This window comes from Enterococcus sp. BWB1-3, assembly GCF_016745275.1.
Classification (GTDB): domain Bacteria; phylum Bacillota; class Bacilli; order Lactobacillales; family Enterococcaceae; genus Enterococcus_L.
On record NZ_JADOEP010000036.1, the window covers coordinates 1 to 24,659 of the forward strand.

At 39.3% G+C, this 24,659-nt stretch carries 28 protein-coding genes, 1 tRNA gene and 2 rRNA genes; 1 reads left to right on the forward strand and 30 read right to left on the reverse strand.

From position 1 onward, the window contains the following. Window positions 1–173 precede the first annotated feature (173 nt). From IW492_RS16490 to fabT, 24 genes are all read right to left on the reverse strand, one after another. The gene (locus IW492_RS16490) at window positions 174–893 is read right to left on the reverse strand and encodes a YebC/PmpR family DNA-binding transcriptional regulator (protein ID WP_202069058.1); all 720 of its coding nucleotides are present in this window, start codon (window positions 891–893) and stop codon (window positions 174–176) included. A 77-nt stretch (window positions 894–970) separates the two neighbouring features. After that, entirely contained in the window at window positions 971–2,146 is a 1,176-nt protein-coding gene (locus tag IW492_RS16495; protein WP_202069060.1) for a nucleotidyltransferase, read from the reverse strand. Window positions 2,147–2,225: 79 nt separating this feature from the next. Beyond that, a complete protein-coding gene (locus IW492_RS16500; protein WP_202069062.1) occupies window positions 2,226–2,963 on the reverse strand; it encodes a class I SAM-dependent DNA methyltransferase in 738 nt (245 codons plus the stop codon). 1 nt (window position 2,964) lies between these two features. Continuing rightward, window positions 2,965–3,303, reverse strand: a complete 339-nt coding sequence (rsfS, locus tag IW492_RS16505; protein ID WP_202069102.1) for a ribosome silencing factor — start codon at window positions 3,301–3,303, stop codon at window positions 2,965–2,967. A gap of 27 nt (window positions 3,304–3,330) precedes the next feature. Continuing rightward, complete coding sequence (gene yqeK, locus IW492_RS16510; RefSeq protein WP_202069103.1) at window positions 3,331–3,921, reverse strand: bis(5'-nucleosyl)-tetraphosphatase (symmetrical) YqeK; 591 nt, start codon at window positions 3,919–3,921, stop codon at window positions 3,331–3,333. Beyond that, entirely contained in the window at window positions 3,911–4,558 is a 648-nt protein-coding gene (locus tag IW492_RS16515; RefSeq protein ID WP_202069064.1) for a nicotinate-nucleotide adenylyltransferase, read from the reverse strand. Before IW492_RS16515 ends, yqeK begins: the two co-directional genes overlap by 11 nt. Window positions 4,559–4,638: 80 nt before the next feature. Next, a complete protein-coding gene (yhbY, locus tag IW492_RS16520; protein ID WP_202069066.1) occupies window positions 4,639–4,950 on the reverse strand; it encodes a ribosome assembly RNA-binding protein YhbY in 312 nt (103 codons plus the stop codon). Between the two features lie 28 nt (window positions 4,951–4,978). Beyond that, complete coding sequence (gene yqeH / locus IW492_RS16525; protein ID WP_202069067.1) at window positions 4,979–6,088, reverse strand: ribosome biogenesis GTPase YqeH; 1,110 nt, start codon at window positions 6,086–6,088, stop codon at window positions 4,979–4,981. Next, window positions 6,085–6,612, reverse strand: a complete 528-nt coding sequence (locus tag IW492_RS16530) for a YqeG family HAD IIIA-type phosphatase (protein ID WP_202069068.1) — start codon at window positions 6,610–6,612, stop codon at window positions 6,085–6,087. Before IW492_RS16530 ends, yqeH begins: the two co-directional genes overlap by 4 nt. 711 nt (window positions 6,613–7,323) lie before the next feature. Continuing rightward, window positions 7,324–8,058, reverse strand: coding sequence for an amino acid ABC transporter ATP-binding protein (locus IW492_RS16535; RefSeq protein WP_202069069.1), 735 nt, complete (start codon window positions 8,056–8,058; stop codon window positions 7,324–7,326). An 11-nt stretch (window positions 8,059–8,069) separates the two neighbouring features. Then, complete coding sequence (locus tag IW492_RS16540) at window positions 8,070–8,759, reverse strand: amino acid ABC transporter permease (RefSeq protein WP_202069070.1); 690 nt, start codon at window positions 8,757–8,759, stop codon at window positions 8,070–8,072. A gap of 15 nt (window positions 8,760–8,774) precedes the next feature. Continuing rightward, the gene (locus tag IW492_RS16545) at window positions 8,775–9,617 is read right to left on the reverse strand and encodes a transporter substrate-binding domain-containing protein (protein WP_202069072.1); all 843 of its coding nucleotides are present in this window, start codon (window positions 9,615–9,617) and stop codon (window positions 8,775–8,777) included. Window positions 9,618–9,846: 229 nt separating this feature from the next. Beyond that, window positions 9,847–10,632: an acetyl-CoA carboxylase carboxyl transferase subunit alpha gene (locus tag IW492_RS16550; RefSeq protein WP_229441901.1), complete on the reverse strand. Its 786-nt coding sequence runs from the start codon at window positions 10,630–10,632 to the stop codon at window positions 9,847–9,849. Continuing rightward, window positions 10,632–11,498, reverse strand: coding sequence for an acetyl-CoA carboxylase, carboxyltransferase subunit beta (accD, locus tag IW492_RS16555; RefSeq protein WP_202069076.1), 867 nt, complete (start codon window positions 11,496–11,498; stop codon window positions 10,632–10,634). The genes IW492_RS16550 and accD overlap by 1 nt, the downstream gene beginning before the upstream one ends. A 14-nt stretch (window positions 11,499–11,512) precedes the next feature. Next, window positions 11,513–12,883: an acetyl-CoA carboxylase biotin carboxylase subunit gene (locus tag IW492_RS16560; protein WP_202069077.1), complete on the reverse strand. Its 1,371-nt coding sequence runs from the start codon at window positions 12,881–12,883 to the stop codon at window positions 11,513–11,515. A gap of 6 nt (window positions 12,884–12,889) precedes the next feature. Further along, window positions 12,890–13,309, reverse strand: coding sequence for a 3-hydroxyacyl-ACP dehydratase FabZ (gene fabZ, locus IW492_RS16565; RefSeq protein WP_202069078.1), 420 nt, complete (start codon window positions 13,307–13,309; stop codon window positions 12,890–12,892). Between the two features lie 35 nt (window positions 13,310–13,344). Beyond that, window positions 13,345–13,839 (reverse strand): acetyl-CoA carboxylase biotin carboxyl carrier protein, encoded by a 495-nt coding sequence (accB, locus tag IW492_RS16570; RefSeq protein ID WP_202069079.1) that lies wholly within the window; start codon window positions 13,837–13,839, stop codon window positions 13,345–13,347. Next, on the reverse strand, window positions 13,839–15,080 hold the full coding sequence (gene fabF / locus IW492_RS16575; protein WP_202069080.1) for a beta-ketoacyl-ACP synthase II: 1,242 nt from the start codon (window positions 15,078–15,080) through the stop codon (window positions 13,839–13,841). The genes accB and fabF overlap by 1 nt, the downstream gene beginning before the upstream one ends. Window positions 15,081–15,102: 22 nt before the next feature. Beyond that, window positions 15,103–15,840 carry a 3-oxoacyl-[acyl-carrier-protein] reductase gene (gene fabG / locus IW492_RS16580; RefSeq protein WP_202069081.1) on the reverse strand — a complete coding sequence of 246 codons (738 nt, stop codon included), beginning with the start codon at window positions 15,838–15,840 and terminating at the stop codon, window positions 15,103–15,105. 4 nt (window positions 15,841–15,844) lie between these two features. Further along, complete coding sequence (gene fabD, locus IW492_RS16585; RefSeq protein WP_202069083.1) at window positions 15,845–16,774, reverse strand: ACP S-malonyltransferase; 930 nt, start codon at window positions 16,772–16,774, stop codon at window positions 15,845–15,847. A 138-nt stretch (window positions 16,775–16,912) separates the two neighbouring features. Then, window positions 16,913–17,869, reverse strand: coding sequence for an enoyl-[acyl-carrier-protein] reductase FabK (gene fabK / locus IW492_RS16590; protein WP_202069085.1), 957 nt, complete (start codon window positions 17,867–17,869; stop codon window positions 16,913–16,915). A 219-nt stretch (window positions 17,870–18,088) separates the two neighbouring features. Beyond that, window positions 18,089–18,316, reverse strand: coding sequence for an acyl carrier protein (locus tag IW492_RS16595; protein WP_202069087.1), 228 nt, complete (start codon window positions 18,314–18,316; stop codon window positions 18,089–18,091). A gap of 49 nt (window positions 18,317–18,365) precedes the next feature. After that, window positions 18,366–19,346, reverse strand: coding sequence for a beta-ketoacyl-ACP synthase III (locus tag IW492_RS16600; RefSeq protein WP_202069089.1), 981 nt, complete (start codon window positions 19,344–19,346; stop codon window positions 18,366–18,368). A gap of 12 nt (window positions 19,347–19,358) precedes the next feature. Beyond that, window positions 19,359–19,799: a fatty acid biosynthesis transcriptional regulator FabT gene (gene fabT / locus IW492_RS16605; RefSeq protein WP_202069091.1), complete on the reverse strand. Its 441-nt coding sequence runs from the start codon at window positions 19,797–19,799 to the stop codon at window positions 19,359–19,361. A 267-nt stretch (window positions 19,800–20,066) separates the two neighbouring features. On the opposite strand from fabT, the gene IW492_RS16610 reads away from it, so the two are divergent. Next, window positions 20,067–21,131, forward strand: coding sequence for an NAD(P)H-dependent flavin oxidoreductase (locus IW492_RS16610; protein ID WP_202069093.1), 1,065 nt, complete (start codon window positions 20,067–20,069; stop codon window positions 21,129–21,131). Window positions 21,132–21,326: 195 nt separating this feature from the next. On the opposite strand, the gene IW492_RS16615 is transcribed toward IW492_RS16610, so the two are convergent. The 6 genes from IW492_RS16615 to IW492_RS16640 all read right to left on the reverse strand — a co-directional run. Continuing rightward, window positions 21,327–21,557 carry a YkuJ family protein gene (locus IW492_RS16615; RefSeq protein WP_202069095.1) on the reverse strand — a complete coding sequence of 77 codons (231 nt, stop codon included), beginning with the start codon at window positions 21,555–21,557 and terminating at the stop codon, window positions 21,327–21,329. A gap of 134 nt (window positions 21,558–21,691) precedes the next feature. Next, window positions 21,692–22,555 carry an NAD(P)-dependent oxidoreductase gene (locus IW492_RS16620; protein ID WP_202069097.1) on the reverse strand — a complete coding sequence of 288 codons (864 nt, stop codon included), beginning with the start codon at window positions 22,553–22,555 and terminating at the stop codon, window positions 21,692–21,694. A 73-nt stretch (window positions 22,556–22,628) separates the two neighbouring features. Beyond that, window positions 22,629–23,858 (reverse strand): glycosyltransferase family 4 protein, encoded by a 1,230-nt coding sequence (locus IW492_RS16625; protein WP_202069099.1) that lies wholly within the window; start codon window positions 23,856–23,858, stop codon window positions 22,629–22,631. Window positions 23,859–24,231: 373 nt separating this feature from the next. Continuing rightward, window positions 24,232–24,305, reverse strand: a tRNA-Asn gene (locus tag IW492_RS16630). A gap of 6 nt (window positions 24,306–24,311) precedes the next feature. Beyond that, a 5S ribosomal RNA gene (gene rrf / locus IW492_RS16635) occupies window positions 24,312–24,427 on the reverse strand. Between the two features lie 114 nt (window positions 24,428–24,541). Continuing rightward, window positions 24,542–24,659: ribosomal RNA gene (locus IW492_RS16640) — 23S ribosomal RNA — on the reverse strand; the annotation flags it as partial.

Genomic DNA, 24,659 nt, shown 5'->3' on the forward strand with positions numbered 1-24,659 from the left:
TTTTGATGTGGTGGTCGGGAAACCAACTTCATCTTATCAGTTTAGGAGGCTTTTTTACTACCACGCTGGAAGCTCTCAAGAACCCCCAGCATAGCTGGGGGTTTTCAGAACATACAAAAAAAAACCCTACTGTCGGGTTCGTTAATTGAACCGACAATAGGGTTTCATAATTTTTATTCTCCTAAGTCCACGTTATGGTGAACCTTTTGAACATCTTCCAAGTCATCCAAGACATCAATCATTTTTTCAAATTTCTCTAAATCATCACCTGTTAAAGTTACTTCATTTTGAGGAACCATTTCCAATTCAGTGACAGAAAACTCTTCAATTCCTTTTTCTTTCAACGCTTCCTGAATAGCATGCAAATCTTCCGGCTCACCATAAACAATGATTTGTTCATCTTCCTGAACTACATCGCGTACGTCAATATCTTTTTCCATCAGAAACTCAAGAATATCATCTGCATCATTGCCTTCAAATCCAATAATCGCCGTATTGTCAAACATGTAGGAAACTGCGCCGCTGACACCCATATTCCCTCCGTTTTTCCCAAATGCTGCCCGTACATCTGCTGCCGTACGATTTACATTATTTGTCAACGCATCAACAATCACCATTGAACCATTTGGGCCGAATCCTTCATACCGCAGTTCAGAATACTGTTCATCACCTGAACCTTTTGCCTTTTCAATTGCGCGGTCAATAATATGTTTTGGTACATTGTATGTTTTAGCTCGATCGATTACAAACCGCAGCTTTTGATTTGCATGGGGATCAGGATCACCTGATTTCGCTGCAACATAAATCTCTATTCCAAATTTTGCATAAACTCGGCTGTTGTTTGCATCTTTAGCAGCTTTTTTCTCTTTTATATTTGCCCATTTACGGCCCATATTCTCACTTCGCTTTCGTCTTATTCTTATTGTTTGCTTTGCAGCCTTTCTTATTATACTTGCCAGAACAAGTTTTGTTAAGCATTTTTTATTCGAATGGGAAATCGTCCACTATTTTGTTCAGCAATCCCATTATTCCCCAACTGATAAATTCTGTCGCATTTAACCCCTATTTTAAAATATTTTTCTGTATTCTTCATTTGTTTAGTCAGGATTGGCAATTTGCTCTTCTTTTTTTGTATTTTTAGATAGCTCTGACCTTTTTCAGTCATTCCCAGAATATTTAGATAGCTGTTGTTCCATCCTTGATAGATTTCTTCAGCAGAAATATTCGTTAGGATATAGACTGCCAGTCGTTGAAGTCGTGTCCATGTATAGCGTTTCGTTTTAACAGATTCTATAAATTGATGGAATGTCTCGGCTTTCAATGCTTTCTCTTTTAAACGATACTCGATTCCTTCCGTCATCTGATAGATCTGCTGCAGCTCCTCATAGGACGAACTAATCAGACGATACTTCAAAAGCGGCCAATAATCTTCCCATGATACTAATTTTTTCTGTGTCAAATCTATTAGTGTCTGGTCAGGAATAACCATTTTCAAAGCTCCCCATTGCCCTTTAAATGCGCCATTTCTGACAGCAGTCGCACTAGCAAATTCCTGATGAATCTTTTCTTCATTATATTTTGACACATTTCTTTTGATAGGCAGCAATGACATGGGATGCTCATACTGAGCATTCTCTTTTGCATAACTCAAACCCAATATATGGTTTGGAGAAGAAAAATCCAAATGCAGTGATGGATACAATTCTTGAAAAACTTGTGTCATCTGTCGTGAATAACTCAAATGCTGCTGATTTATTTCTTTGTATTTTCGCTCAATTAACTGCTGATTCGCTGCTGTAAATTCTCCAAAACTCTGATAATCATTCTCCGATGGACTATCCGTTCCGAAACATAAAGACTCACAGTTTAATGCCTGAAGCAGTTTTACACCGCCACGAGCAAAATAATCTGCCGATTGAACTGCCCAGTAAAATGGAAGCTCTACAACCAAATCAACACCATTCTTTAAGGCTTCAGCTGTACGCATCCACTTGTCTATAATTGCCGGTTCTCCTCTTTGAAGAAAATTGCCGCTCATAACTGCAACAATCACTTCTGCCTTAGAAGCTTCTCTGGCTTTTTCAATATGATAAGCATGTCCATTATGAAATGGATTATATTCAACAATTATTCCACAAGCTTTCATTGACAAACCTCCCTCACCAATAAGTTAAAAAGCTGAGAAGGCGGCTTTTCGCCCGCTGCTTCCCAGCTTTATTATCTGTTTATTTCTGACAAACGAAAAACCATCGAGTCGTTGTTTCCTTTGGTTCCTCATCAGTAAAATCCCCATAAACCTGAATTTCTGAAAAACCGCTGCTTTCCAGCATCATCAAATAATTATCCAGTGAATAGGTCCGCTCCTGATGCAGCTCATCTCTTCGAATAAAGACTTCTTTTCCTTCTTCCTGCTTCACAAAAAAAGTCAGAAAGTGTTCAATGCTGTGCTCTTTTTCTCCCGGATAACTATCCCAAAGAAAAGCAAACTCTTCTGTTTGATAATGATAACTGTAATCAGGAAAAATTTCATCCATCTGATAAATGGAGTGAACATCAAAAATAAAGGTTCCCTGATCTTCCAACGCCTGATAGACCTCATCAAATACTTGTTGAACATCTCTTCGACTTTCCATATAACAAAGAGAATCTGAAAAACAAGTAATTGCTTCATACTGACCAACTTCCGAAAGCTCCAACATGTCTCCCTGTACAAATTGAATGTCCATGTCTTTTTCATTAGATCTTTTGCTGGCAATTGCCAGCATTTCCTCTGACAGATCCAAAGCAGTAACTTCAAACCCGGCTTCAGCAAAATCGACCGCCAAACGTCCAGTACCACAAGCCAGTTCCAAAATACGTTTTGTCTGTTTTGGTAAATGCCTCATTGAAAAAGCCAGCCATTGTTCATACAATGCTTCATCCATTACTTCATCATAAACAAAAGCAAAGGTTTTGTAGGTCATGTTAGCTTACCCACTGCTCTGTATTTACCAATGGTGCATCTGACCAAAGTTTTTCCAGATTATAAAAAGTTCGTTCAGAAGTTTGAAATACATGAACGATCACATCTCCAAGATCGATCAGTACCCATTTCCCACCGTCTTTTCCTTCAATGCGTTTAACTTCAGTTCCAGCCTCTTCTTCTTTTTCGATGATTTCTTCAACAATTGCGTTGATTTGCCGCTCACTGTTTGCCTGACAAATCATAAAGTAATCTGCCAGCAATGAAATGTCTTTTACTTCCAAGCCGACAATCTCTTCCGCTCTTTTTGAATCCGCTGCTTTAACAGCAATTTCTAAAATCCTCTGACTATCTATGATTGTTCCCTCCTATTTTCTGTTCACAACCCACTGATTATATGTTTCAATCGTCTTTGGGTAAATTTTCTGTTCCTGCTCAACTAAATGAAGCAGTGTGTGCTTCGTTTCATAAGCAACTGCATCGTCCAAACTTATCAATGCAATCTCTCTGGCTTCCTGAACACCGGGAAATGTTCTGTTCGGCTCAATATAATCGGCAATATAGATGATCTTAGCCAGCAGACTCATTTCTTCTGCACCGGTTGTATGCAAGCGAACAGCTGTTAAAATTTCTTCATCATCTATTCCCAGCTCTCTTTGAATCATATCTGCACCTACAAGTCCATGCCAAATTGCATTTCCATAATTCAACAGCTCAGGATTATAGCCGTCTCTTTCAATAATCAATTGAAATTCATCATCCGGACGTTCTTTTGCATAATCATGGACTAATGCTGCAATACTTGCCTTTTCCTGAGAACAATTGTACTTTGACGCCAGTGCAACAGCTGCTTCTTCAACGCCTAAAACATGCTGAAACCGCCGTTCACTCATCTGCATCTGCACTTTCTGCATCAGCTCTTCCCGTTTAAAAGGAGTATATCTTCCACTAAATTCCATCAACATACAATCCCTTCTCGTAGATATAGTTTATCACATTATCAGGAAGAAGATAGCGTACAGTACATCCCTGAGCTATTTTTTCTCTTATCATACTTGAACTGACATCCATTTGAGGTGTATCTACCCAAATAATCGGATAAGGTGTTTCCACATCATAATTAGGACGCCGTGTTCCAACAAAATTCATCATCAAAATCAATTCATCAATCTTATACCAGGTTGGTAAATAGTTTACCATGTCTCCGCCAACAATAAAATAGTAATCCGTATCGGGATTATTTTGAATTAACGCTTTCATGGTATCGTATGTATAACTTTTACCTTTTCGAATTATTTCAATTGGTTCTACTGCCAAATGACTGTTTCCTTCAACAGCCAGCTCCAGCATGGCCAGACGGTGACTGCTGTCTATAGTCATTTTCTCATCCACATGGGGAGGTAAATAGGAAGGCATCAAATACACTTTATCCAAGCCTAACTGTTGGTAGACCTGCTCTGCCATCATTAAATGGACATTATGAACCGGATTGAAATTTCCGCCAAGAATTCCCACTTGTTTTCTTCTTTGAAAAAGCTTCAATTTTTCCTTAACAATTGGTTGAGTTCCTCTTATCGCACGGGCAGCTGCCTTCATCGATTGATTCCTCCAATAACTTTGCTACTTTGCTAGGCCCTGTCTGAAAACTCTAGTGGCGAGTACTTTCCAGACACATCCTAAATTGATTTAACTTCTTTAGAATATTTCTGATATTTTTCTTTAGACGATGGCTTGAATACAACCAATACACGTCCAATCACCTGAACAACATTACAATGAATCTTCTTTTCCAGTATTTCAGCCACATTTTCTGCCACTTCATCTGTATTCTGCAATAAGCTGACTTTAATCAATTCACGTTTTTCCAAAGCCTCATTGATCTGAATAATAACTTCTTCATTCAATCCGCCTTTGCCAATTTGAAAAATCGGCTGCAGATGGTGTGCCTGGCTACGTAAATAACGTTTCTGTTTTCCTCTTAATTCCACAAAAATCCTTCTTTCCATTGTTGATATTTTAAATCAACGCTTTTCTCTTTAATACTTCCACACCTTTTGGCGCCCAACCCGCCACTACGGCTGCTGATTGGACCGTAATCCAGCCTAAACCGGCAAAGACGATATCTGTTTTTTCTTTAATCGAAAATTCAAAACGCACCAGCTCCGGAAATTCTGCGACTTCGTCCGGTCTTGGCGGCTGGAGCAGCCCGCCTAAATGTTTTTCATAAAAGCTGTCAGCATTAGCCAGCTTTGTACGATGAATAGTCAGGTCATTTGAAGCATAGGCAATGAACGAACTACGATTTCCCTGAATAAAATCAAAGCGGGCCAGCCCGCCTAAAAATAACGTCTGCTCCTGATTCAGCTGATAGATTTTTGGTTTGATCTCCTTCTGCGGCGCAATAAGCTTCAAGTCTTTCTTTCCAAGATAATGAGCCATTTGATGACGATGGATAATTCCGGGTGTATCTATCAAAAAATGACCGTCAGCCAAAGGTATCTCTATTTTGTCCAATGTCGTCCCTGGAAACTGAGAAGTGGTAATAACATCCTTGACACCTGCTGTATTTTTGATGATCTGATTGATCAAGGTTGACTTTCCAACATTAGTTACACCAACAACATACACATCCCGACCTTCACGATACTTTTCAATCACAGCAAGAAGCTCATCCATTTCATGCGCTTTTTTTGCACTGGTCAGCAGTACGTCAACCGGACGCAAGCCCTGCTCGTGAGCCCGCTCTTTCATCCACTGAATCATTTTTCCTTTTTTCAACGACTTAGGCAGAATATCTTTTTTATTCCCCACCAGTAAAACAGGATTATCCCCAATAAATCGGTGCAGTCCGGGAATCAGCGAACCATTAAAATCAAATATATCTACTACATTAACAATCAGTGCATCTTTGCGTCCTAGTTCGTTCAGCAGACGCAGGAAATCATCATCGGTTAAATGAACATCCTGAATATCATTATAGTGTCTCAATCGAAAACAGCGCTGACAATAGACATCACCAGTTTCCAGACCCTTATCAAGAGCTGCTTTCGGAGTGTACCCCAGTTCATTCGGATGCTCTGTCTGAATAACAGCTCCACAGCCGATACAATGAATTACTTCGTTCATTCGAGTCCGCCTTTCCATACCATATCAGGATTTTTCTTTGTCAGCTGCTTCATAATCAATCGCTCAAAAAAACGATTAATTCTGGTGTTCCATCCATCCGTGTCCACAATTGGACGAACTAAAATACTGCGGACTCCTGCAGCGTTTGCACCTCTGATATCAGTCATGATCTGATCACCAACCATGACAAGCTCTTCAGGTTTTAAATTCAGCATCTCTTCCGCTTCCTTAAAGCCTTTTGTTAAAGGCTTCAACGCTCTGGAAACATAGGCCAATTCAAAATTTTCAACAGCACGCTTAATTCTGCTGGCTTTGTTATTAGATATAACAACGACTGGAAATCCGGCATTTCTCATCTCTTCGATCCATACCAGCAGTTCTTCTGTCCCATCAGGATTATTCCAGGCAATCAGTGTATTATCTAAATCTGTCAAAACAGCTTTAACACCTAGCTTCCGCAGCTGTTCAGGTGTAATTTTATAAATGGCATCAACCATCCAAGTAGGTTTAAATTTTGAAAACATGTGGACTCCTCTCACTATCTATACAATAATTCTTGCTCTTCATCAGCAATTTCGCCGGAAGCGAACAAATAGCGGGACAAAATCTGCTTCTGATATGAAGCTGCATGACTTTTGCCCCGACCTCTTCTGTAGTATTATACTGCATTTCACTAAAAAATTCTATAAATGCCGCTGAGGTTGCTCGACAAAGCTTGAAATTCTTTAGAAAGACAGACTAAAATAAATAAAATGAAGCCATTCGGAAAGATTAACCGAAAAAAGCAACCCTTCCACACCCTATTCAAATTTTACAAAACTGTTATCTGTCTATCAGAAACTGCAAATAAAAGAGAGAGGGACAGAAATAAAGTTCCACTCTCTCTTCGTATCTACCCTCGAATAAACGGCCGTACAAAAGTAAAAATTCTTTTTACGACGAGTAACCGCAGGAGCAGCTCCTTCGGAATTAAGCCGAACGATCCTGAAAATATGAGAACCTCAAGGTCCTTCACCGAGTAGGTAACAGGACTTCAGCTACTCTGCTAAAGCAATCCTAGTGAAGCCTGTCAACTCTCGTATGTTTCCTACGTAGAAGTTGAGGTGCTCGAAATGCAGCGTAGTGTATCCATTCACAGCTATTCATTCTATGAATCGTGTTCCTTTACAATTTTCGGATATTCCTTCTTAATTCTCGGAGCTGATCGCTTTTGTCCCACCCTCGTTGCCATTGCTCTATAAAACTTTTCCAAGAAAATCTTTCGTTCGACTGTTTTCAGGATACTCGAAAACAGCTTCAGGTGTTCCTTTTTCTATAATTTTTCCTTCATCCATAAATAGAACAGTATCTCCCACTTCTCTGGCAAATCCCATTTCATGTGTGACGATCACCATGGTCATTCCTTCTTTCACCAGATCGTTCATCACATTCAAAACTTCGCCAACCATTTCAGGATCTAAAGCGGAAGTAGGTTCATCGAAGAGCATAATATCCGGTTCCATCGCCAATGCTCTGGCAATGGCAATTCTCTGTTGCTGACCTCCTGACAAAGATTGAGGATAATCATTGGCTTTCTCTTCCAAACCGACTTTTTTTAACAGCTTTTGTGCCGTTTCTTCAGCCTCCTCCTTAGACAATTTTTTCACCTTGATTGGAGACAGTGTCAGATTCTCAAGTACAGTCATATTTGGGAAAAGATTGAACTGCTGGAATACCATACCCATCTTTTCTCTCATTTTAAATATATCATTCTTCTTATCTGTAATATCTGTTCCTTCAAAAAATATTTGTCCGGAAGTAGGAACTTCCAAAAGATTCAGGCAACGCAGAAATGTACTTTTACCTGAACCGGAGGGACCGATAATCACAGTTACTTCTCCTTGAAGCACCTGATAATCAATCCCTTTCAGAACTGAAACCTCTCCAAAATTTTTATGGAGATCTTTAACAGTAATTACAGCCTTTTCCACAAAAATCCCTCCTAACGATGATAGCCTTTTCCTAATTTTTTCTCAAAAGCAGCCAGTGCTCTTGATGTCAGGAATGTCATGACAAAATAGATTGCTGCTGCAATATAATAGGGCTCCAGTGGAATATAGGTACTGGAAATAACTGTTTGTGCACTGCTTAAGAGCTCATTAATACCAATAATGGACAGTAAAGAAGAATCTTTAATTAGAATAATAAATTCATTTCCCAAAGCAGGAAGAATATTCCGTAAAGCCTGTGGTAAAATAACATACCTCATCGTCTGAATTGGGCGCAGCCCCAAAGAATGTGCTGCTTCTGTCTGTCCATAGTTCACTGCATTAATTCCTCCACGGACAATTTCAGCTACATACGCACCGGAATTTAGAGACAGAACAATCATTCCTGGAACCAGACGACCAAAGTCAATTGTCAGAATCCCAATCGGCATATTAAAAGAAGGAAACAGATTCTGCAGCAGACCGAAACCAATCAATACTTGAATCAGCATTGGAGTACCGCGAAAAATTTCAATGTAAATATTCGCCAGCCAACGTAGCGGTGCTGCTTTGGATAGTTTCAACAAAGCAATTAATACCCCCAGCATTGTCCCAAAAAAGACAGTTACCAGCGAGATTATAATCGTTACCGCTGCCCCGGATATAAAATATTGAACATAGGTTTCTAAAAATGAAAAATTCATTTCTCTTCCTCCAATTTATTCTTCACTGCTTTTATCAGATAGTTCCATCGCAGCCTTAACATATTGATCAATAGAACCATCCGCAATCATTTTTTCTAAAATCACATCAATTTCTTTTTTCAGATCATCCTGACCTTTAGAAAATGCAATGGCAAATGCTTCATCTTCATTGGAAGTCAGTTCGATATCCGCCATCATTAAATCAGGATTCTGATTAATATAAGATTCAGCAATTGTTTCTTCCAGTACCAAAGCATCTATTGAACCTTGGTTTAACTCGACAATTAGATTTGGTACGCGCGGAATAGAAACTTTCTGTGTATCAGGAAGCTGAGCTTCCACAACGCCTTCTTGAATTGAGCCTTTCTGTGCACCTACTTTTTTCCCATTCAGTGAGTCAATGCTTGTAAATATATCTTTATTGTTCTTATTGATCACAATTTTTTGAGGCGGATTGTAATATGGAGTGGAGAAATCAAATGTTTTTTTCCGTTCCTCTGTTGCTGAAATACCTGAAACTGCAATATCAACTTTATTCTGCTGCAAAGCAACGAGAACTGCATCAAACTGCATATCCATAAATTCAACTTCCACGCCAAGTTTTTCTCCAATCGCTTTAACCATATCAATATCTGAGCCGACGATCGTATCTTTACCGTCGACCAGTGTTTTAAATTCAAAAGGGGCAAAGTCTGCCGATGTTCCGACCACTAATGTCCCCTTCTCTTTAATTTTCTCCAGTGCACTTTCTGAGTTGGCACTGCTGCTTCCGGTATCTTTAGTCTCCCCATTCCCTCCACAACCTGCTAATACAAACACTGACAAAGCGGCAATAATGACTGCTTTCAATTTTTTCATACTGAATACTCCTCCTAAAGTTAAATGATTAAGTGGGTTTATCATACCACAATAAAAATGAAATTTCATCCATTTTAACACTTTTTTTGAAAAATTATTCATTTTAATAGCTATAACGATACTATATGCACAATTTTATACAAAAAAAGAGAACCGGTCATCTAAGTCTCCCGGTTCCCTTTCATAGCTATTCACTTCTGACATATACTTTAATTCCTGCTTTTTGAAATCAAAAGTTCCGAAAACGCTGGTAACGATTCTCTGTCAGCTCTTCTTTCGTCAGCTTACAAAGCTCTGTTAACTTACTTATCAGGGCTTTCTGCAGCATTCGATTAATTTTGGATTGTCCCAGCAGTTCTCCATTCATTTCTTCAGGAATTATTTTGTCAATGACTGTCAATTCTTTCAGTTCTGCTGCTGTTATCTTCATCAACTCAGCAGCCTCTTTGGCACGGCTCCCATCTTTCCAAAGAATTGATGCAAAGCCTTCTGGAGAGAGTATCGCATAAATTGTATGCTCCAGCATCCAAACCTCATCGGCCACAGCCAATGCCAAAGCGCCTCCGCTGCCGCCTTCCCCGATGATAATTGAAATGATTGGAACTGTCAGATCAGACATTTCCAAAAGATTCCGGGCAATTGCTTCTCCTTCACCGCGTTCTTCTGCCTCAATGCCGCAGTAAGCCCCGGCGGTATTAATAAAAGTAATTACCGGACGATTGAATTTTTCTGCCTGCTTCATTAGGCGTAATGCCTTTCGGTATCCCTCAGGGTGAGGGGCACCAAAATTTCTATCAATATTTTCCGGCAGGTTTCTGCCTTTTTGAATACCAACAACAGTAACCGGCTTTCCGGCAAGCAATGCAACACCGCCGACAACTGCCTGGTCATCTCCAAAGTAGCGGTCGCCGTGAAATTCGATAAACTGATCAAAAATTGCATCGATATATTCCAATGAAGTAAAACGATCCTGAGATCGGGCTAAAGTAACGATATCATTTGCTGTTCTTTTCATTATGATATCCATCCCTCCATCGTGTGCATCTTCAGTATGCTTCCCAGTACTTCTCTCATTTGATTTCTGGGAATAATCTTATCAGCAAAACCGTGCTTTAATAAAAATTCTGCCTTTTGAAAATCTTCCGGCAGTTCCTGACGAATCGTCTGTTCAATCACTCTGCGTCCGGCAAAACCAATCAGACTTTGAGGCTCAGCCAAAATAACGTCGCCCTCCATGGCAAAACTGGCGGTTACTCCTCCAGTCGTTGGATCAGTCAAAACCGTAATATAAAGAAGACCTTGTTTGCTGTGGCGCTTAACTGCTGCAGATATTTTTGCCATCTGCATCAACGACATAATCCCTTCCTGCATACGAGCACCTCCGGATGCTGTGAAGATCACAACTGGAAGCTTTTCTTTTGCTGCCCGTTCAAACAGACGAGTGATTTTCTCACCAACAACTGTCCCCATACTACCCATAATGAAATTCGCATCCATCACGGCAATTGCTGTCTCATTTCCCTGAATTTGTGCCCTACCCGTTAAAACTGCCTCGTTTAAATTGGTTTTCTCCTGCATAGACTTAATCTTTTCATGATAGTTAGGAAAACTCAAGGGATCTTTTGTCTTAATATCATTATCCCATTCATGAAAACTTTTTTTATCTACGGTAACCGCCATTCTCTCCCACGCACCAATTCTAAAACTGTAGCCGCAGTGTAGACAGACCTTTTCAGGCCCCATATCTTTTGTATAAAGTGTTTGTTTGCAGCACGGACACTTAGCCCACATATTATCTGGAACAGCCGGCTTTTTATTATCAGAATGTGATTCACGGTTCGGGTTAATCCGAATGTACTCTTTCTTTTTAAATAAAGCCATGATTTTATCCCTTCTTATTGTTCAGTTTCAGGTTCCCATGAAGGTAAAAAGATTTCCTGTAAAAAGCTTGTATCATACTCCCCAGCCAATACTTTCTCATGAGTAATCAGATCCAGCTGGAACTCTGCATTGGTTGTCAGACCTTCTGTTACTATTTCACTTAACGCACGCTGCATTTTCATAAAAGCATCCATGCGGTTTTCTCCATGAACAATCACTTTCGCAATCATAGAATCATAATAAGGGGGAATCTTATAACCTGTATACATAGCGCTGTCAACACGCAGGCCCATTCCTCCGCTAGGCAGCAGCAAATTACTTATTGTTCCAGGGGACGGTGCAAAATCGAACGCAGGATTTTCAGCATTTATTCGGCATTCAATTGCATGTCCGGTTATCCTTACATCATTTTGAGTAATAGATAACTCCTCGCCGGCAGCAATTTTAATCTGTGCTTTAACCAGGTCAAATCCTGTAACCATTTCAGTAACCGGATGTTCTACCTGAATACGAGTATTCATTTCCATAAAATAAAAGTTTCCGGTTTCATCCATCAGAAATTCAATAGTTCCGGCATTTTGATAATTAACTGCTTTTGCAGCCCTTACCGCAATTTCGCCTAAATAAGCCCTTTTTTCATCTGAAATAGCAACGGAGGGTGACTCTTCCAATACCTTTTGATTATTTCTCTGTAGTGAACAGTCTCGTTCGCCAAGATGAATAATATTTCCATACTGATCGCCCAGAATCTGAACTTCAATATGTCGAGCCGGATAAATAATCTTTTCGATATACATATCCCCATTGTTAAAAGCTGCTTTCGCTTCCTGCTGAGCGGAGGTAAAGTGACTCGGCAATTCATCCTGAGAAAGGACCTTACGGATTCCTTTCCCCCCACCTCCAGCTGCTGCTTTAAGCATCACCGGATAGCCGATCTTTTCAGCAACAGACAATGCCTCTTCAACCGTATCAATCACACCAGGACTTCCAGGGATGACAGGTACCTCTGCTTCGATCATTAATTTCCGTGCATTGATTTTATTTCCCATTGCATCTATTGTTTCTGCCTTTGGTCCAATAAATGTAAGATTGCATTCTTCACACATTGCAGCAAACTGGCTGTTTTCTGAGAGGAATCCAAAACCTGGATGAATGGCTTCTGCGTTTGTCACAATCGCTGCACTCAGTACATGCTGAACCTTTAAATATGAGTCTCCCGCTTTTGCAGGTCCAATACAAATCGCTTCATCTGCCAATTGGGTATGCAAAGCTTCCCGATCTGCTTCAGAATAAACCGCTACAGTATGAATACCTAGTTCTCTGCATGCACGAATAATCCGGACCGCAATTTCACCGCGATTAGCTATTAATATTTTTGAAAACATCATCATCTATCCAATCATAAAAGTTAGTTCTGCTTCTGCTACTTTTTTTCCATTTACTTTAGCTATCCCCAGACCAGTTCCTGCTGCAGATCTTATTTTCAAAATTTCCACTTCAAGAGATAACGTATCGCCGGGTACCACTTTTTTTCTAAAACGAACTTTGTCCATTGCACCAAAATAAGCAGTCTTTCCTTTAAATTCCGGTTTTGACAATAACGCCACTGCACCAGCCTGTGCCAGAGCTTCAACAATCAGAACGCCCGGCATCACAGGTTCTGATGGGAAATGACCCTGAAAGAAGGGCTCATTGATTGTGACATTTTTTTTTGCAACTATTTTCTCTCCAACTGTTATCTCTTCCACTCGATCCAACAATAGAAAAGGATATCGATGCGGAATGATCTCCATGATTTCCTGAACATTCATCTTATACAAGCTCCTTCTTTTCAATCAAACTAAAATTAAACTTCGGTTACTTTGAATAATGGCTGTCCAAACTCTACAACCTCTTCATTTCCAACTAAAATCTCAGCAATCGTTCCATCTACAGTAGAAGTGATTTCATTCATCAATTTCATTGCTTCAATAATGCAGACTACATCACCCTTTTTGACTGCGTCACCAACCTTCTTAAAAGCTTCCTTGTCAGGAGCAGGCTGTAAATAAACAATCCCTACAAGAGGAGAGGTAATTTCTTCCTCTGCAGCATTTTCTGATTTAGATAGCACTGCTTTATTTTCCACAGCAGCAGCTTTTGTTTCTTCATTTTTAACAGTTAAAAGTTCGCTGTTCATTTCTATTGCAGCATTGGAATGCTCTTCCTGCGGCTGAATTCTTTTTTGTGAGATCGTATTTTTATTCATATATAATTCAAATGAACCTTCTCTTAAATCAAATTCAGTCAAACTGGACTGATCAAATTTTGCTAAAAGCTCTTTTACTTCACTAATATCCATCAGTACTGTTCCTCCCAACGTTTCAGACAAATGACTGCGTTATGTCCCCCAAAACCAAGTGAATTGCTTAGTGCATAATCAAATGCATGCGGCTGAGCTTCATTAGCGACTACATTGATTGTCACTTCCTCATCCTGTTCCTTCAATCCAATTGTTGGAGGAATGAACTGATGCTGCAGTGCATTAAGCGTTGCAATCCCTTCAATTCCACCGGCGGCTCCCAATAAATGTCCCGTCATACTCTTTGTACTGCTGACCCGTATGTCATCAGCTGCTGCTCCCATCGCCAGCCTAATCGCTTTTGCCTCGGCACCGTCATTAGATGGCGTACTTGTACCATGAGCATTAATATAACCAATCTGTTCAGGAGTAATCCCTGCTTCGGTCATTGCCAGAATCATTGCCTTGGCTGCACCGCTCCCATCAGGTGTAGGAGAAGTCATATGATAAGCATCACAGTTGGCACCATATCCGACTATTTCACCCAATATTGCTGCTCCCCGTTTTTGCGCGTGTTCCAAAGACTCAACAATAAATACTCCAGCTCCTTCTCCCATCACAAAACCATCACGGTCTTTATCAAAAGGAATAGAAGCCCGATCTTTATCCGTTGCTTCAGATAATGCAGTTAACGAAGCAAACCCGGAAATTCCGATTTCCGTAACAGAAGCTTCCGTTCCGCCGGCTAGAATCACATCTGAATAGCCATGCTTAATGTTTCGGAATGCCTCTCCAATGGAATGTGTAGCGCTGGCACACGCAGTTACAACTGCTGTACAAATGCCTCTAGCTCCTATACGCAAAGCAATATTTCCTGCTGCCATATTGGCAATTGACATGGGGATAAATAGAGGGCTCACTCTTTGAGACCCTTTATCATGCATACGAATCACCTGATCCTGAATCGTCTGTAATCCGCCTATCCCAGATCCCACCATCACGCCAAAACGATCAGCATCGATCTCCTCTGCATTCAGACCGCTCATGTCCATGGCCTCTAGTGCAGCATAAATACCATAAATAGAAAACATATCCATCCGTTTCCCATCTTTTTTGACAAAATATTTTTCAAACGGAAAATCCTTCACCTCAGCCGCCAAAGAAATCCCCGTTTCTTCCGCATTAAATTTTGTTATCGGACCAATTCCATTTTTTCCTTCTTTTAAACTGTTTAAAAAAGTTTCAGGATTATTTCCTATTGGAGAAGTTACTCCATAACCCGTAATTACTACTCGGTTCATTCAACTATTCCTCCCAACCGATTTATCCATGCATCACTAAACCGCCGTCTACATTTAGCACCTGCCCGGTAATGTAGGGACTTTCAGCTAAAAATACAGCAGCTTTTGCTACATCCTCTGCCTGACCATAGCATTGTAACGGAATCTGACTTTTTGTCTGTTCTTTGATTTTATCGGAAAGAACATCCGTCATCTCTGTTTCAATGAAGCCAGGAGCAATCACATTACAGGTAATCCCTCTTGCAGCGGCTTCACGGGCAACAGATTTGCTGAAGCCGACAATCCCGGCTTTACTCGCAGCATAATTAGCCTGACCAACATTCCCAATCAGACCAACCACACTGGATATATTGATAATACGTCCGCTTCGTCGTTTCATCATTCGCTTAATAGCATGCTGTGTCATATTAAATGTCCCATTCAAATTAATCTGAATACACTGTTCAAAATCTTCTGGGGACATTCGCAACAGCAGCTTATCCTTTGTAACGCCTGCATTATTAACTAGAATATCCACAGAACCTAAACTGTTTTCTGCTTCTTCCAACATCTTTCCGGCAGTATCAAAATCAATAATATCTCCTGAAATTCCGATGCAATTCACGCCATAAGCTTTTATTTCGTTTATTAACTCTTCAGAAATTTCCTTACGCCCATTGAGAACGATATTTGCACCTGCTTCAGCAAACGCAAGTGCAATCGCTTTTCCCAAACCTCTGGTACTTCCTGTAACAAAGACATTCTTTCCTTGTATATTCATTTAGTTATCCCTCTTTTAAAAGTTCTAAAGTTTCTGCCAATGTAACACTGTTTTCCACTCGTCCAGTAATGATCTTCCGATCAATTTTCTTCACAAACCCGGTCAATGTTTTTCCCGGTCCAACCTCAATAATTCTGGTGACACCTAAGCGCTTCATTGTTTCAATGCTGTCTGCAAATCGAACAGCTTTCATGACCTGGAGTGTTAAAAGATCACAAATTTGATTTCCCTCCATCACATCAGCCGTTGTATTGCTGATGACAGGGATCTTCGGTTCCTGAAACGTTATCTTTGCCAATTCTTCTGCTAGCTTTTCAGACGCTGGTTTCAGCAGTGCTGTATGAAACGGTCCGCTTACATTCAGCGGCACCATTCTTTTTACACCCTGCTCTTGCAGTAAATTAACCGCATAATCGACTGCAGCTGTTTCTCCTCCAATAACGATTTGCTGTGGTGTATTGTAGTTTGCCGGTGAAACGACTCCCTTACTCTCTGCATTTCGACAGCACTCTTCAATTAACGCTCTATCAGCATTCATTACGGCTACCATTTTCCCTGTTCCGGGCGGAGCAGCTTTAGTCATAAATGCACCCCTTTTTGCTACCAGCGCCACTGCCTCTTTAAATGAAACAGCCTCACTGGCTACCAGCGCACTATATTCTCCCAAACTTAAGCCTGCTACAACAGCCGGTTTAACACCATACTCTGAAAGAATGCGATAAAATGCCGTGCTGACCGTTAAAATTGCCGGTTGAGTATACTCTGTTTCATTTAGTCTATCCGTTGGCGAAAAACAAAGCTCAGCCATATCATAATTTAAAATTTCACTAGCTTCAGAAAAAGTATCTCGAACAACCTTTTCCTGATCGTAGAGCTCCTTACCCATTCCTGTGTATTGAGCACCCTGACCACTGAATACAAAAGCTGTTTTCATGTGTTGTCTCCTTTGATAATTCTAAGTAAACTCTTTTTATTAATAGTTCGTGTGCAATTACCTCTGCTAACTATTACTAATGCGAACAGTTTCCGATACAAAACTAAAATAATCCTATCCGCTATTTCCAAATTCTCATTACAAATATTTTTGATATTGTCCCTTAATTACCTCGGTTGTTTCTTCAATCAGAGAATAGATAATTTCCTCTGCTGTTTCCTCTTTTTTTACTAAGCCGGCTATCTGACCAGCCATAACTGAACCAGAATCCATGTCTCCTTCTACCACTGCTTTATAAAGAGCACCCTGACCCAACTCTTCAAATTTTTTCAGATCTGGATTTTCTTGTTTTAGTTCCAGCTTCTCCAATTGATCATATTCTCTGGTTAATTTATTCTTTAACGCCCGAACTGGATGACCGAAGTGCTGACAAGTGACTACTGTATCGATATCTCTTGCTTGAATAATTTTTTGTTTATAGTTTTCGTGAACTGTACATTCCTTTGCCACAAGGAAACGAGTCCCTATCTGTACCCCGTCTGCTCCAAGCATGAAGACAGCGGCCATCCCTCTGCCGTCTCCAATACCTCCAGCTGCAATAACCGGAATGGATAAAGCATCCGCTACTTGAGGAACCAAACTGATCGTTGTCAATTTTCCTATGTGTCCGCCAGCTTCCATTCCTTCTACGATAACGGCATCCGCACCTATTTTCTCCATACGGAGCCCCAACGCAACCGATGGAACAACCGGAATTACTTTGATGCTATTCTCTTTAAAACGCTTCATATATTTACTTGGATTCCCTGCTCCTGTCGTTACTATCGGAACTTTTTCCTCACAGACTAAATCTACAATCTCTTCAGCAAACGGCGACAACAGCATTATATTTACAGCAAAAGGCTTATTTGTCATAGCCTTGATTTTTCTAATTTCTTTTTTTACCACTTCTTTAGGGGCATTTCCACCAGCAATGATTCCCAATCCGCCAGATTCAGAAACAGCACCTGCCAGTGATGCATTAGCGATCCAGGCCATTCCTCCCTGAAAAACAGGATATTTTATGCCAAGCAGCTCACATATTCTTGTGTTCATCTGTTAATACATCCTTCATCATTTTAAAACGATTCAACTACAATAACTGTTTTCAATCAATAGTCTTGACGTTTAGGCCTTAATAAACCACAAGACGAAAGCCGAATTTCGACAGGCAGGTGATATTATACAAAAATCTGTTTCTTTTTTGTATAAATGCCCACTCTTGGAAATTCAACACTTTCGCCTTAATCTCGTTACAAAATCTTTTATTCTAAATTAACTGTTTTTTTGTTTCTCTACATAGGTTACTAAATCCTGTACTGTCACGATGCCATCTTCTGTTTCAATCTTCACATCAAAAGCATCTTCAATTTCATTAATAATTTGGAATAAGTCCAAGCTGTCAGCGTCCAGTTCCTCCTGGATATTTGTTTCCAATTTAACATCTTCCAGTTCTTTTCCCAGTTCTTCTACAATAATTGCTTGAATTTTCTCAAATACCATGTGTATATTCCTCCAAAAATTTAAGTTTAATTTTATATGTGAACAGATTTTACAGTGTCAGAAGCATTGTGCCCCATGTTAACCCACCGCCAAATCCTGTTAACACCACTTGTTGTGTTGAATCTAGTTTAATAATCCCCTCATTCACTGCTTCATCCAATAAAATCGGAATGCTTGCTGCTGAAGTATTCCCATATTTATCCATATTAGATAGAAATTTCTCTCTTGGAATCTTCAGTTTCTTGGCTAGTTTATCAATGATTCGAATATTTGCTTGATGAAGCAAAAAATAATCTGCTTCAAAGTCATGTTCATCTACAAGGCTTTGAATGTTCTTACTCACATCATTCATTGTAAAATCAAAAATTTCACGCCCGTTCATTTTTAAGAAACTGCTACTTTGCTCTCTTTTATTTCCCTCTGACTGGTAAAACGGACTCTCATTAAACTGAAAACCAGAAGTCAATGCGCTGCCTCGTTGCCCATCTGACTGAAGTTTTTCAGCCAATAGATGCGGTTTTTCCACAGCCTCCAGAATAACTCCGGCAGCACCATCTCCAAAGAGAACAGCACTAGTTCGATCTTCCCAGTTCAAAGCCTTGGACAATGTCTCTCCTCCAAGAATGATTCCTCGCTTATAACCGCCGCGAATCATTTTTTCTCCAATACTCAGTGAATAAATAAATCCTGAACAGGCGGCACTAATATCAAAAGCAAATGCGTTAACCGCCTTAATCCCCGCTTGTACCTGACAGGCTACAGAAGGCATCTGATAATCCGGTGTGATCGTAGCGACAATAATAAAATCGATTGTTTCAGGATCAATTTGAGATTTATCCAAAAGAACCTGCGCTGCTTTAATACATAAATCTGAAGTATTTTCGCTTGTAACGACATGACGGGAACGAATCCCTGTTCGACTGCTAATCCATTCATCCGAAGTATCCATAAACTGACTTAGTTCCTCATTTGTCACGTTTCTTTCTGGAAGATAGCTGCCTGTATAGGTTATTTTTCCGTATTGATTCATTCTTTCCCCGCTCTACTTATATTCTTGTAAAAAATCATGAAGGTTCTTCAAAGCTTTTAATAATGCTTGTTCTTCCTTCTGATCCATTCCGCTTAAAATATTTTTGACCATTTCACGATGGAAATGCTGATGAACACGGTAAAGCAGTTTTCCCTTTTGGGTCAAACCTAACTTCACTACTCGCCGATCATCTTCACTGCGAATGCGCTCCACATAATTTTTTTTCACCAAATTATTGATAGCCACAGTTAAAGTTCCTACAGTAATCGAAAGCTCTTTCGCTACTTCTGATGAAGTCTTCCTTTTATACATGCCAATCGCTTCAATTGTATGCATTTCAGTGATTGATAAATCCTTGAATTTTGATTTTTTTAATTCTGATTCCTCGATAGTCAAAATATCATTGAAAACATTGACAAGATAATCATTGATTGTTTCTAAATCTGGTTCCATCATGCACACCATCCGTAATTAATTTGATTATCAAATGTTTTGATGTTCAAACTATATCGTATTCATAAACTAATTGCAAGTATTTTCATGTTTTTTTTACATTATTCGAAAAAACAGTTGTGGTATCAGTGTTCGAATTGAATCAATCCTCTCTATTTCATCTTTCATTTTCAGAAAAGATTTGACAATTCATCAAGAACTGTCTATAGTGACTTTAGTTTGATCATCAAATTAATTATATTTACATTTAGAAAAAGGAGCTTACCTATGATTTTAGAACCATTAATAATGGATAAATTAATTGCAAAGGTCCCCATCATTCAAGGCGGGATGGGTATTGGTATCAGTCTGGCAAATCTAGCAGGTACTGTTGCCAAAGAAGGCGGGATCGGTATTCTGTCTACCGCACAAATCGGTTATCAAGAAGAATTATTTGAGAAATCGCCTATGCGGGCAAATATGGAAGCAATAAAAATTCAATTTGATAGAGCAAAAAAAATTGCTGAAGGAGGGATCATCGGATTTAACATTATGGCAGCAACCCTTCACTATGATCGTTATGTTAAGCGCTGCGTTGAAGTTGGCGCAGATGTTATCATTTCCGGCGCCGGACTCCCAATTAATCTTCCCGAACTGGTGGTAGGCAGTCAGACAAAAATTGCACCGATTGTCTCTTCAGACAAAGCAGCTAAAGTATTGTTGGGGTTATGGAAAAAAAGATATAATAAAACAGCAGATTTCGTCGTGGTTGAGGGACCAAAAGCAGGTGGTCATTTAGGATTCAAGGCAGAAACTATTGAAGAGGATATTGAGGGCATGGATGACGAATTAAAGAAAATCATTGCAACTGTCAACTCTTTTGCCGATGAATTTGGAAAACAGATTCCCGTTATATTCGCAGGAGGGGTTTTTGACCGTTCAGATATTGACCATTATATCGCTTTAGGCTGCTCCGGTGTTCAAATGGCCACCCGTTTTGTGGCTACAGAAGAATGTGATGCCCCCGAATCATTTAAACAAGCATACATCAATGCAAAAGAAGAAGATATCACTCTTATTAAAAGTCCGGTGGGTATGCCAGGAAGAGCTATTAAGAATCTTTTTACTGAACGAATCAAAAATAAACAGATTCCTATAGAAAAATGTCGAAACTGCCTGTCTTTTAAACACTGTGATCGTAAAACAATTCCTTACTGTATCTCTGAAACGCTGCTGAATGCTGTGACAAATAATCCAGAGAATGCTTTGGTTTTTGCAGGTACAAATGCCTTCAAAATTCAAAAGCAGACGACAGTTCATGAAATATTCAAAGAATTGACACTTAACAGTTAAAGCTTCCTTACTAACAAACAAAAACAGCCAGTTGGACAGACTGTTAAATGTTATTTTTTAGCTAACATTTAGCAGTTCATTCCATTCATGGCTGTTTTTTACTCTATAAATGATAAGACAGATGAAAGCATTTCATTTTAATTGTCCTATTAAACAATGAGTTTTGTATACAACTAAAAGATTTTCAGCTATTCATTACTGGATTAAGTCGTAAATCTCCATAGCTACAATATCAATATTGTCAAATTGATAAACTTGCTGACTGTCTGTTTCTGTCAGTTCAAAAGTATCCGTCGTTTTATCAAAACTAACTAAGCATTTTTCAACGCCTTCACGCTCAAAACGGCGAACTTGTATTTCATTATCATCTGCTTCTGTCATTGCTTCAAGTCTTTTGATAATCGCTACTAATTGTGACTGCTTCATAAACTTGACCTCCCTCGGCGAACTAAGTTTCATTCCTGTATCATTGTAACAAAACATTGGCTATTGTGCATGGATTTTCGCCATTTTTTTTAACTTTTTTGATGTTCTTTAATAATTTTCTTTAAATGTTCATTTTAATCCCACCAAAGCTTTATAAGCGCCTGAGTCCCGTCATCTTCAAATCCTTTATCAGCCAAACAAGTGTACAGCTCTTCAGCAAGCTTTGTTGCCGGAAGCTTCAAATTCATTTTTTCAGCCTCATCCAGGGCTATTCGTAAATCTTTAATAAAATGCTTAACAAAAAATCCAGGAGAATAATCTGCTTTTAAAATTCTGGGAGCATAATTGTTCATTGACCAGTTCGATGCACTCCCACCGCCAAGTGTTTCAATTACCTTATCCAGATTAAGTCCAGACTTTCCAGCATAAACCAGCATCTCAGACATTCCAGTCATTGTTCCGGCAATCATGATTTGATTCGCCATTTTGGTATGTTGTCCTTTCCCAGATGAACCTTGAAGATTAACTGTTTTTCCAAACGTTTTGAAAACAGGAACAACTTCGTTATATGCATCTTCCGACCCGCCAACCATAATTGTTAATGTTCCATTTTTAGCACCAAGATCTCCTCCAGAAACTGGTGCATCCAAAGCAGATCCCCCCCTTTCAGCTGCTTCAGCTCCAATTTTCTCAGCTAAAGACGGCGTGCTGGTAGTTAAATCAACAAGAATCTTATTTGTCACATCTGCATCAAATATCCCATCCTTTTTAAAATAGATATCCTCAACATCCGAAGGAAAGCCAACCATTGTAAAAATAATCTCACTGTTTTCAACTATGTCTTTTGGGGTATCTCTCCAAACAGCTCCTTCTTTTACCAGGTCGTCTGTTTTACTCTTTGTACGATTATAAACAGAAACTGTTAAATTATTTTTCATCATATTCATTACGATTGAATGGCCCATTACACCAATTCCGATAAATCCAATTTTTTTCATACTTGCATCCCTCTCAATAAAAATATAAAAACCCTATTTGTAGTATATCCTACAAACAGAGTTTTTTACATTTTTATTGCCTTCTTAGAGAAATAAATTTCCCTTTTATTTTTTCCATGGAGACCAGACTTTCTTTCTTATTACCATAATGCTCCTCATAATAGTTAAGTGTATCATTATAGAACCCAATCATTCGTTTACCAAAATAATCAGCTGAAATCTCATAAAGCTTATTTTCAACTACTTCTTGTTCATGAGGTACATTTTCATGTACATAATCAATAAAAGCCGACGCAAAATCCTCATCCTTTTCAAAAGTAATGCCCAAAGAACGATGATCCAGCAAATCATTTAAATAATCATTGCCTTCCACTACACAAGGTACACCCGCAGCGATAGCCTCAGTATAAGTCAGTCCCTGTGTTTCAGATGTTGAGGCGCTGACAAAATAATCAGCAGCTTTATAATAGATTGCTACACGATCATTGGGAACCTCTCCAATGAACATAACATAGTCTTTAATCCCCAACCTTTGAGCCTGCTCTTTTAACGCTTCAACATAAGGTCCATCTCCAACGATTACTAGTCTTGCTTCAGGAAATTCTTCAATTATCTGATCCATTCCCTTTAAAATGGTCTGAATATTCTTCTCATAAGAAATACGGCTCAGAGAAAGCAGAATCAGCTGATCTTCTGTTAGACCAATCTCTTTTCTAAGATTTTCGACCATCTCAGCTGTTATATCAGGACGTTTAAATTTCTCTATATCTATTCCTGTTGGTATAATCCGCATAGGTGATTTTACGCCATATTCCTGCAGTTTATTTATTACCCTCTTACTCGGGCAAACTACTCCAGTCGTATGATTCGTGAATGCTCTTGAAAAATATTTGACGTGTGTCGGCTTCAGCACTTTACCCTTCGCAATATAATGAAGATACTCTTCATACATTGTATGATACGTATGAATAACGGGTACTCTCAATTTCTTACCTACCATTTTTCCCAATAAGCCGGCACCAAACTCTGTATGGGTATGAATTAAATCCAACTCCAATTCTTTAGCAATTAAATAGGCATACCACATACCTCTAACAACAATTCTACGTTCTTTAAAAGAGACCAGGGGAACACTTGGCATCCTGATAACATCTTCTTCAAATGCATCTGCATTCGGGTCAGTTGTTGTAAAAATATAAACCTCATGTCCCATTTTTTCCAATTCAAGTTTCAACGTACTTATTGAAGTTGCTACCCCGCTTATCTGGGGAAAATAGGTATCGGTGAAAAATCCAACTTTCACTTTTTTTCCCTCCATTAATTCCATATCTATTTCAAATTATTTACAACTCTATCTTTTCTATCTTTTTTCAGGAAAAGATGAGTTAGTCTTACAGACAGGATCGTCTTTCCATATCACAATAAAAACATTATATCACAAGTCAAAAAGAGTTTAGTCAAACTTAAGTCTTAAATTGTATATATCATTATTGAAATATAGAAAAATGTTGAAACATACACCCTTGCAAATAAATAACAACAATAAACTTACATAAATGTTAGAAAGAAGTTTAAATGCTACCAACAAAAGAATACCCTGCTAACTACTACGATTTTATCATCTCATGTCTGCTAATACAAAAAAAGCGAAAACCAATTAATTGGTTTTCGCTATACTCCGGCAGTAGGACTCGAACCTACGACATCATGATTAACAGTCATGCGCTACTACCAACTGAGCTATGCCGGAATCATCGCGCGGCGGCGTCCTACTCTCACAAAGGGAAACCCTTCACTACAATCGGCGCTAAGAAGCTTAACTTCTGTGTTCGGCATGGGAACAGGTGTATCCTTCTCGCTATCGCCACCACACTGGTGTTGGTGCTTATTTACTTTTGAGTGACTTCTTTGTTCACTCAAAACTGGATAGATCGTTTCTCTTCAACACATTACTCACCTAGTTCATTCTTTTTCTCTTCCAATTCTTTGGTTAAGTCCTCGACCGATTAGTATTGGTCCGCTCCAACTATCACTAGCCTTCCACTTCCAACCTATCTACCTGATCTTCTCTCAGGGGTCTTACTTTCTTAAAGAAATGGGAAAT

What these genes read in the sequence shown, in the direction of transcription:
- IW492_RS16490 (WP_202069058.1), bottom strand. Translation starts at nt 893, where the DNA reads ATGGGCCGTAAATGGGCAAATATAAAAGAGAAAAAAGCTGCTAAAGAT.
- IW492_RS16495 (WP_202069060.1), bottom strand. Translation starts at nt 2,146, where the DNA reads ATGAAAGCTTGTGGAATAATTGTTGAATATAATCCATTTCATAATGGA.
- IW492_RS16500 (WP_202069062.1), bottom strand. Translation starts at nt 2,963, where the DNA reads ATGACCTACAAAACCTTTGCTTTTGTTTATGATGAAGTAATGGATGAA.
- yqeK (WP_202069103.1), bottom strand. Translation starts at nt 3,921, where the DNA reads ATGGAATTTAGTGGAAGATATACTCCTTTTAAACGGGAAGAGCTGATG.
- IW492_RS16515 (WP_202069064.1), bottom strand. Translation starts at nt 4,558, where the DNA reads ATGAAGGCAGCTGCCCGTGCGATAAGAGGAACTCAACCAATTGTTAAG.
- yqeH (WP_202069067.1), bottom strand. Translation starts at nt 6,088, where the DNA reads ATGAACGAAGTAATTCATTGTATCGGCTGTGGAGCTGTTATTCAGACA.
- IW492_RS16530 (WP_202069068.1), bottom strand. Translation starts at nt 6,612, where the DNA reads ATGTTTTCAAAATTTAAACCTACTTGGATGGTTGATGCCATTTATAAA.
- IW492_RS16540 (WP_202069070.1), bottom strand. Translation starts at nt 8,759, where the DNA reads ATGAATTTTTCATTTTTAGAAACCTATGTTCAATATTTTATATCCGGG.
- IW492_RS16545 (WP_202069072.1), bottom strand. Translation starts at nt 9,617, where the DNA reads ATGAAAAAATTGAAAGCAGTCATTATTGCCGCTTTGTCAGTGTTTGTA.
- IW492_RS16550 (WP_229441901.1), bottom strand. Translation starts at nt 10,632, where the DNA reads ATGAAAAGAACAGCAAATGATATCGTTACTTTAGCCCGATCTCAGGAT.
- accD (WP_202069076.1), bottom strand. Translation starts at nt 11,498, where the DNA reads ATGGCTTTATTTAAAAAGAAAGAGTACATTCGGATTAACCCGAACCGT.
- IW492_RS16560 (WP_202069077.1), bottom strand. Translation starts at nt 12,883, where the DNA reads ATGTTTTCAAAAATATTAATAGCTAATCGCGGTGAAATTGCGGTCCGG.
- fabZ (WP_202069078.1), bottom strand. Translation starts at nt 13,309, where the DNA reads ATGAATGTTCAGGAAATCATGGAGATCATTCCGCATCGATATCCTTTT.
- accB (WP_202069079.1), bottom strand. Translation starts at nt 13,839, where the DNA reads ATGGATATTAGTGAAGTAAAAGAGCTTTTAGCAAAATTTGATCAGTCC.
- fabF (WP_202069080.1), bottom strand. Translation starts at nt 15,080, where the DNA reads ATGAACCGAGTAGTAATTACGGGTTATGGAGTAACTTCTCCAATAGGA.
- fabG (WP_202069081.1), bottom strand. Translation starts at nt 15,840, where the DNA reads ATGAATATACAAGGAAAGAATGTCTTTGTTACAGGAAGTACCAGAGGT.
- fabD (WP_202069083.1), bottom strand. Translation starts at nt 16,774, where the DNA reads ATGAAAACAGCTTTTGTATTCAGTGGTCAGGGTGCTCAATACACAGGA.
- fabK (WP_202069085.1), bottom strand. Translation starts at nt 17,869, where the DNA reads ATGAACACAAGAATATGTGAGCTGCTTGGCATAAAATATCCTGTTTTT.
- IW492_RS16595 (WP_202069087.1), bottom strand. Translation starts at nt 18,316, where the DNA reads ATGGTATTTGAGAAAATTCAAGCAATTATTGTAGAAGAACTGGGAAAA.
- IW492_RS16600 (WP_202069089.1), bottom strand. Translation starts at nt 19,346, where the DNA reads ATGAATCAATACGGAAAAATAACCTATACAGGCAGCTATCTTCCAGAA.
- fabT (WP_202069091.1), bottom strand. Translation starts at nt 19,799, where the DNA reads ATGGAACCAGATTTAGAAACAATCAATGATTATCTTGTCAATGTTTTC.
- IW492_RS16610 (WP_202069093.1), top strand. Translation starts at nt 20,067, where the DNA reads ATGATTTTAGAACCATTAATAATGGATAAATTAATTGCAAAGGTCCCC.
- IW492_RS16615 (WP_202069095.1), bottom strand. Translation starts at nt 21,557, where the DNA reads ATGAAGCAGTCACAATTAGTAGCGATTATCAAAAGACTTGAAGCAATG.
- IW492_RS16620 (WP_202069097.1), bottom strand. Translation starts at nt 22,555, where the DNA reads ATGAAAAAAATTGGATTTATCGGAATTGGTGTAATGGGCCATTCAATC.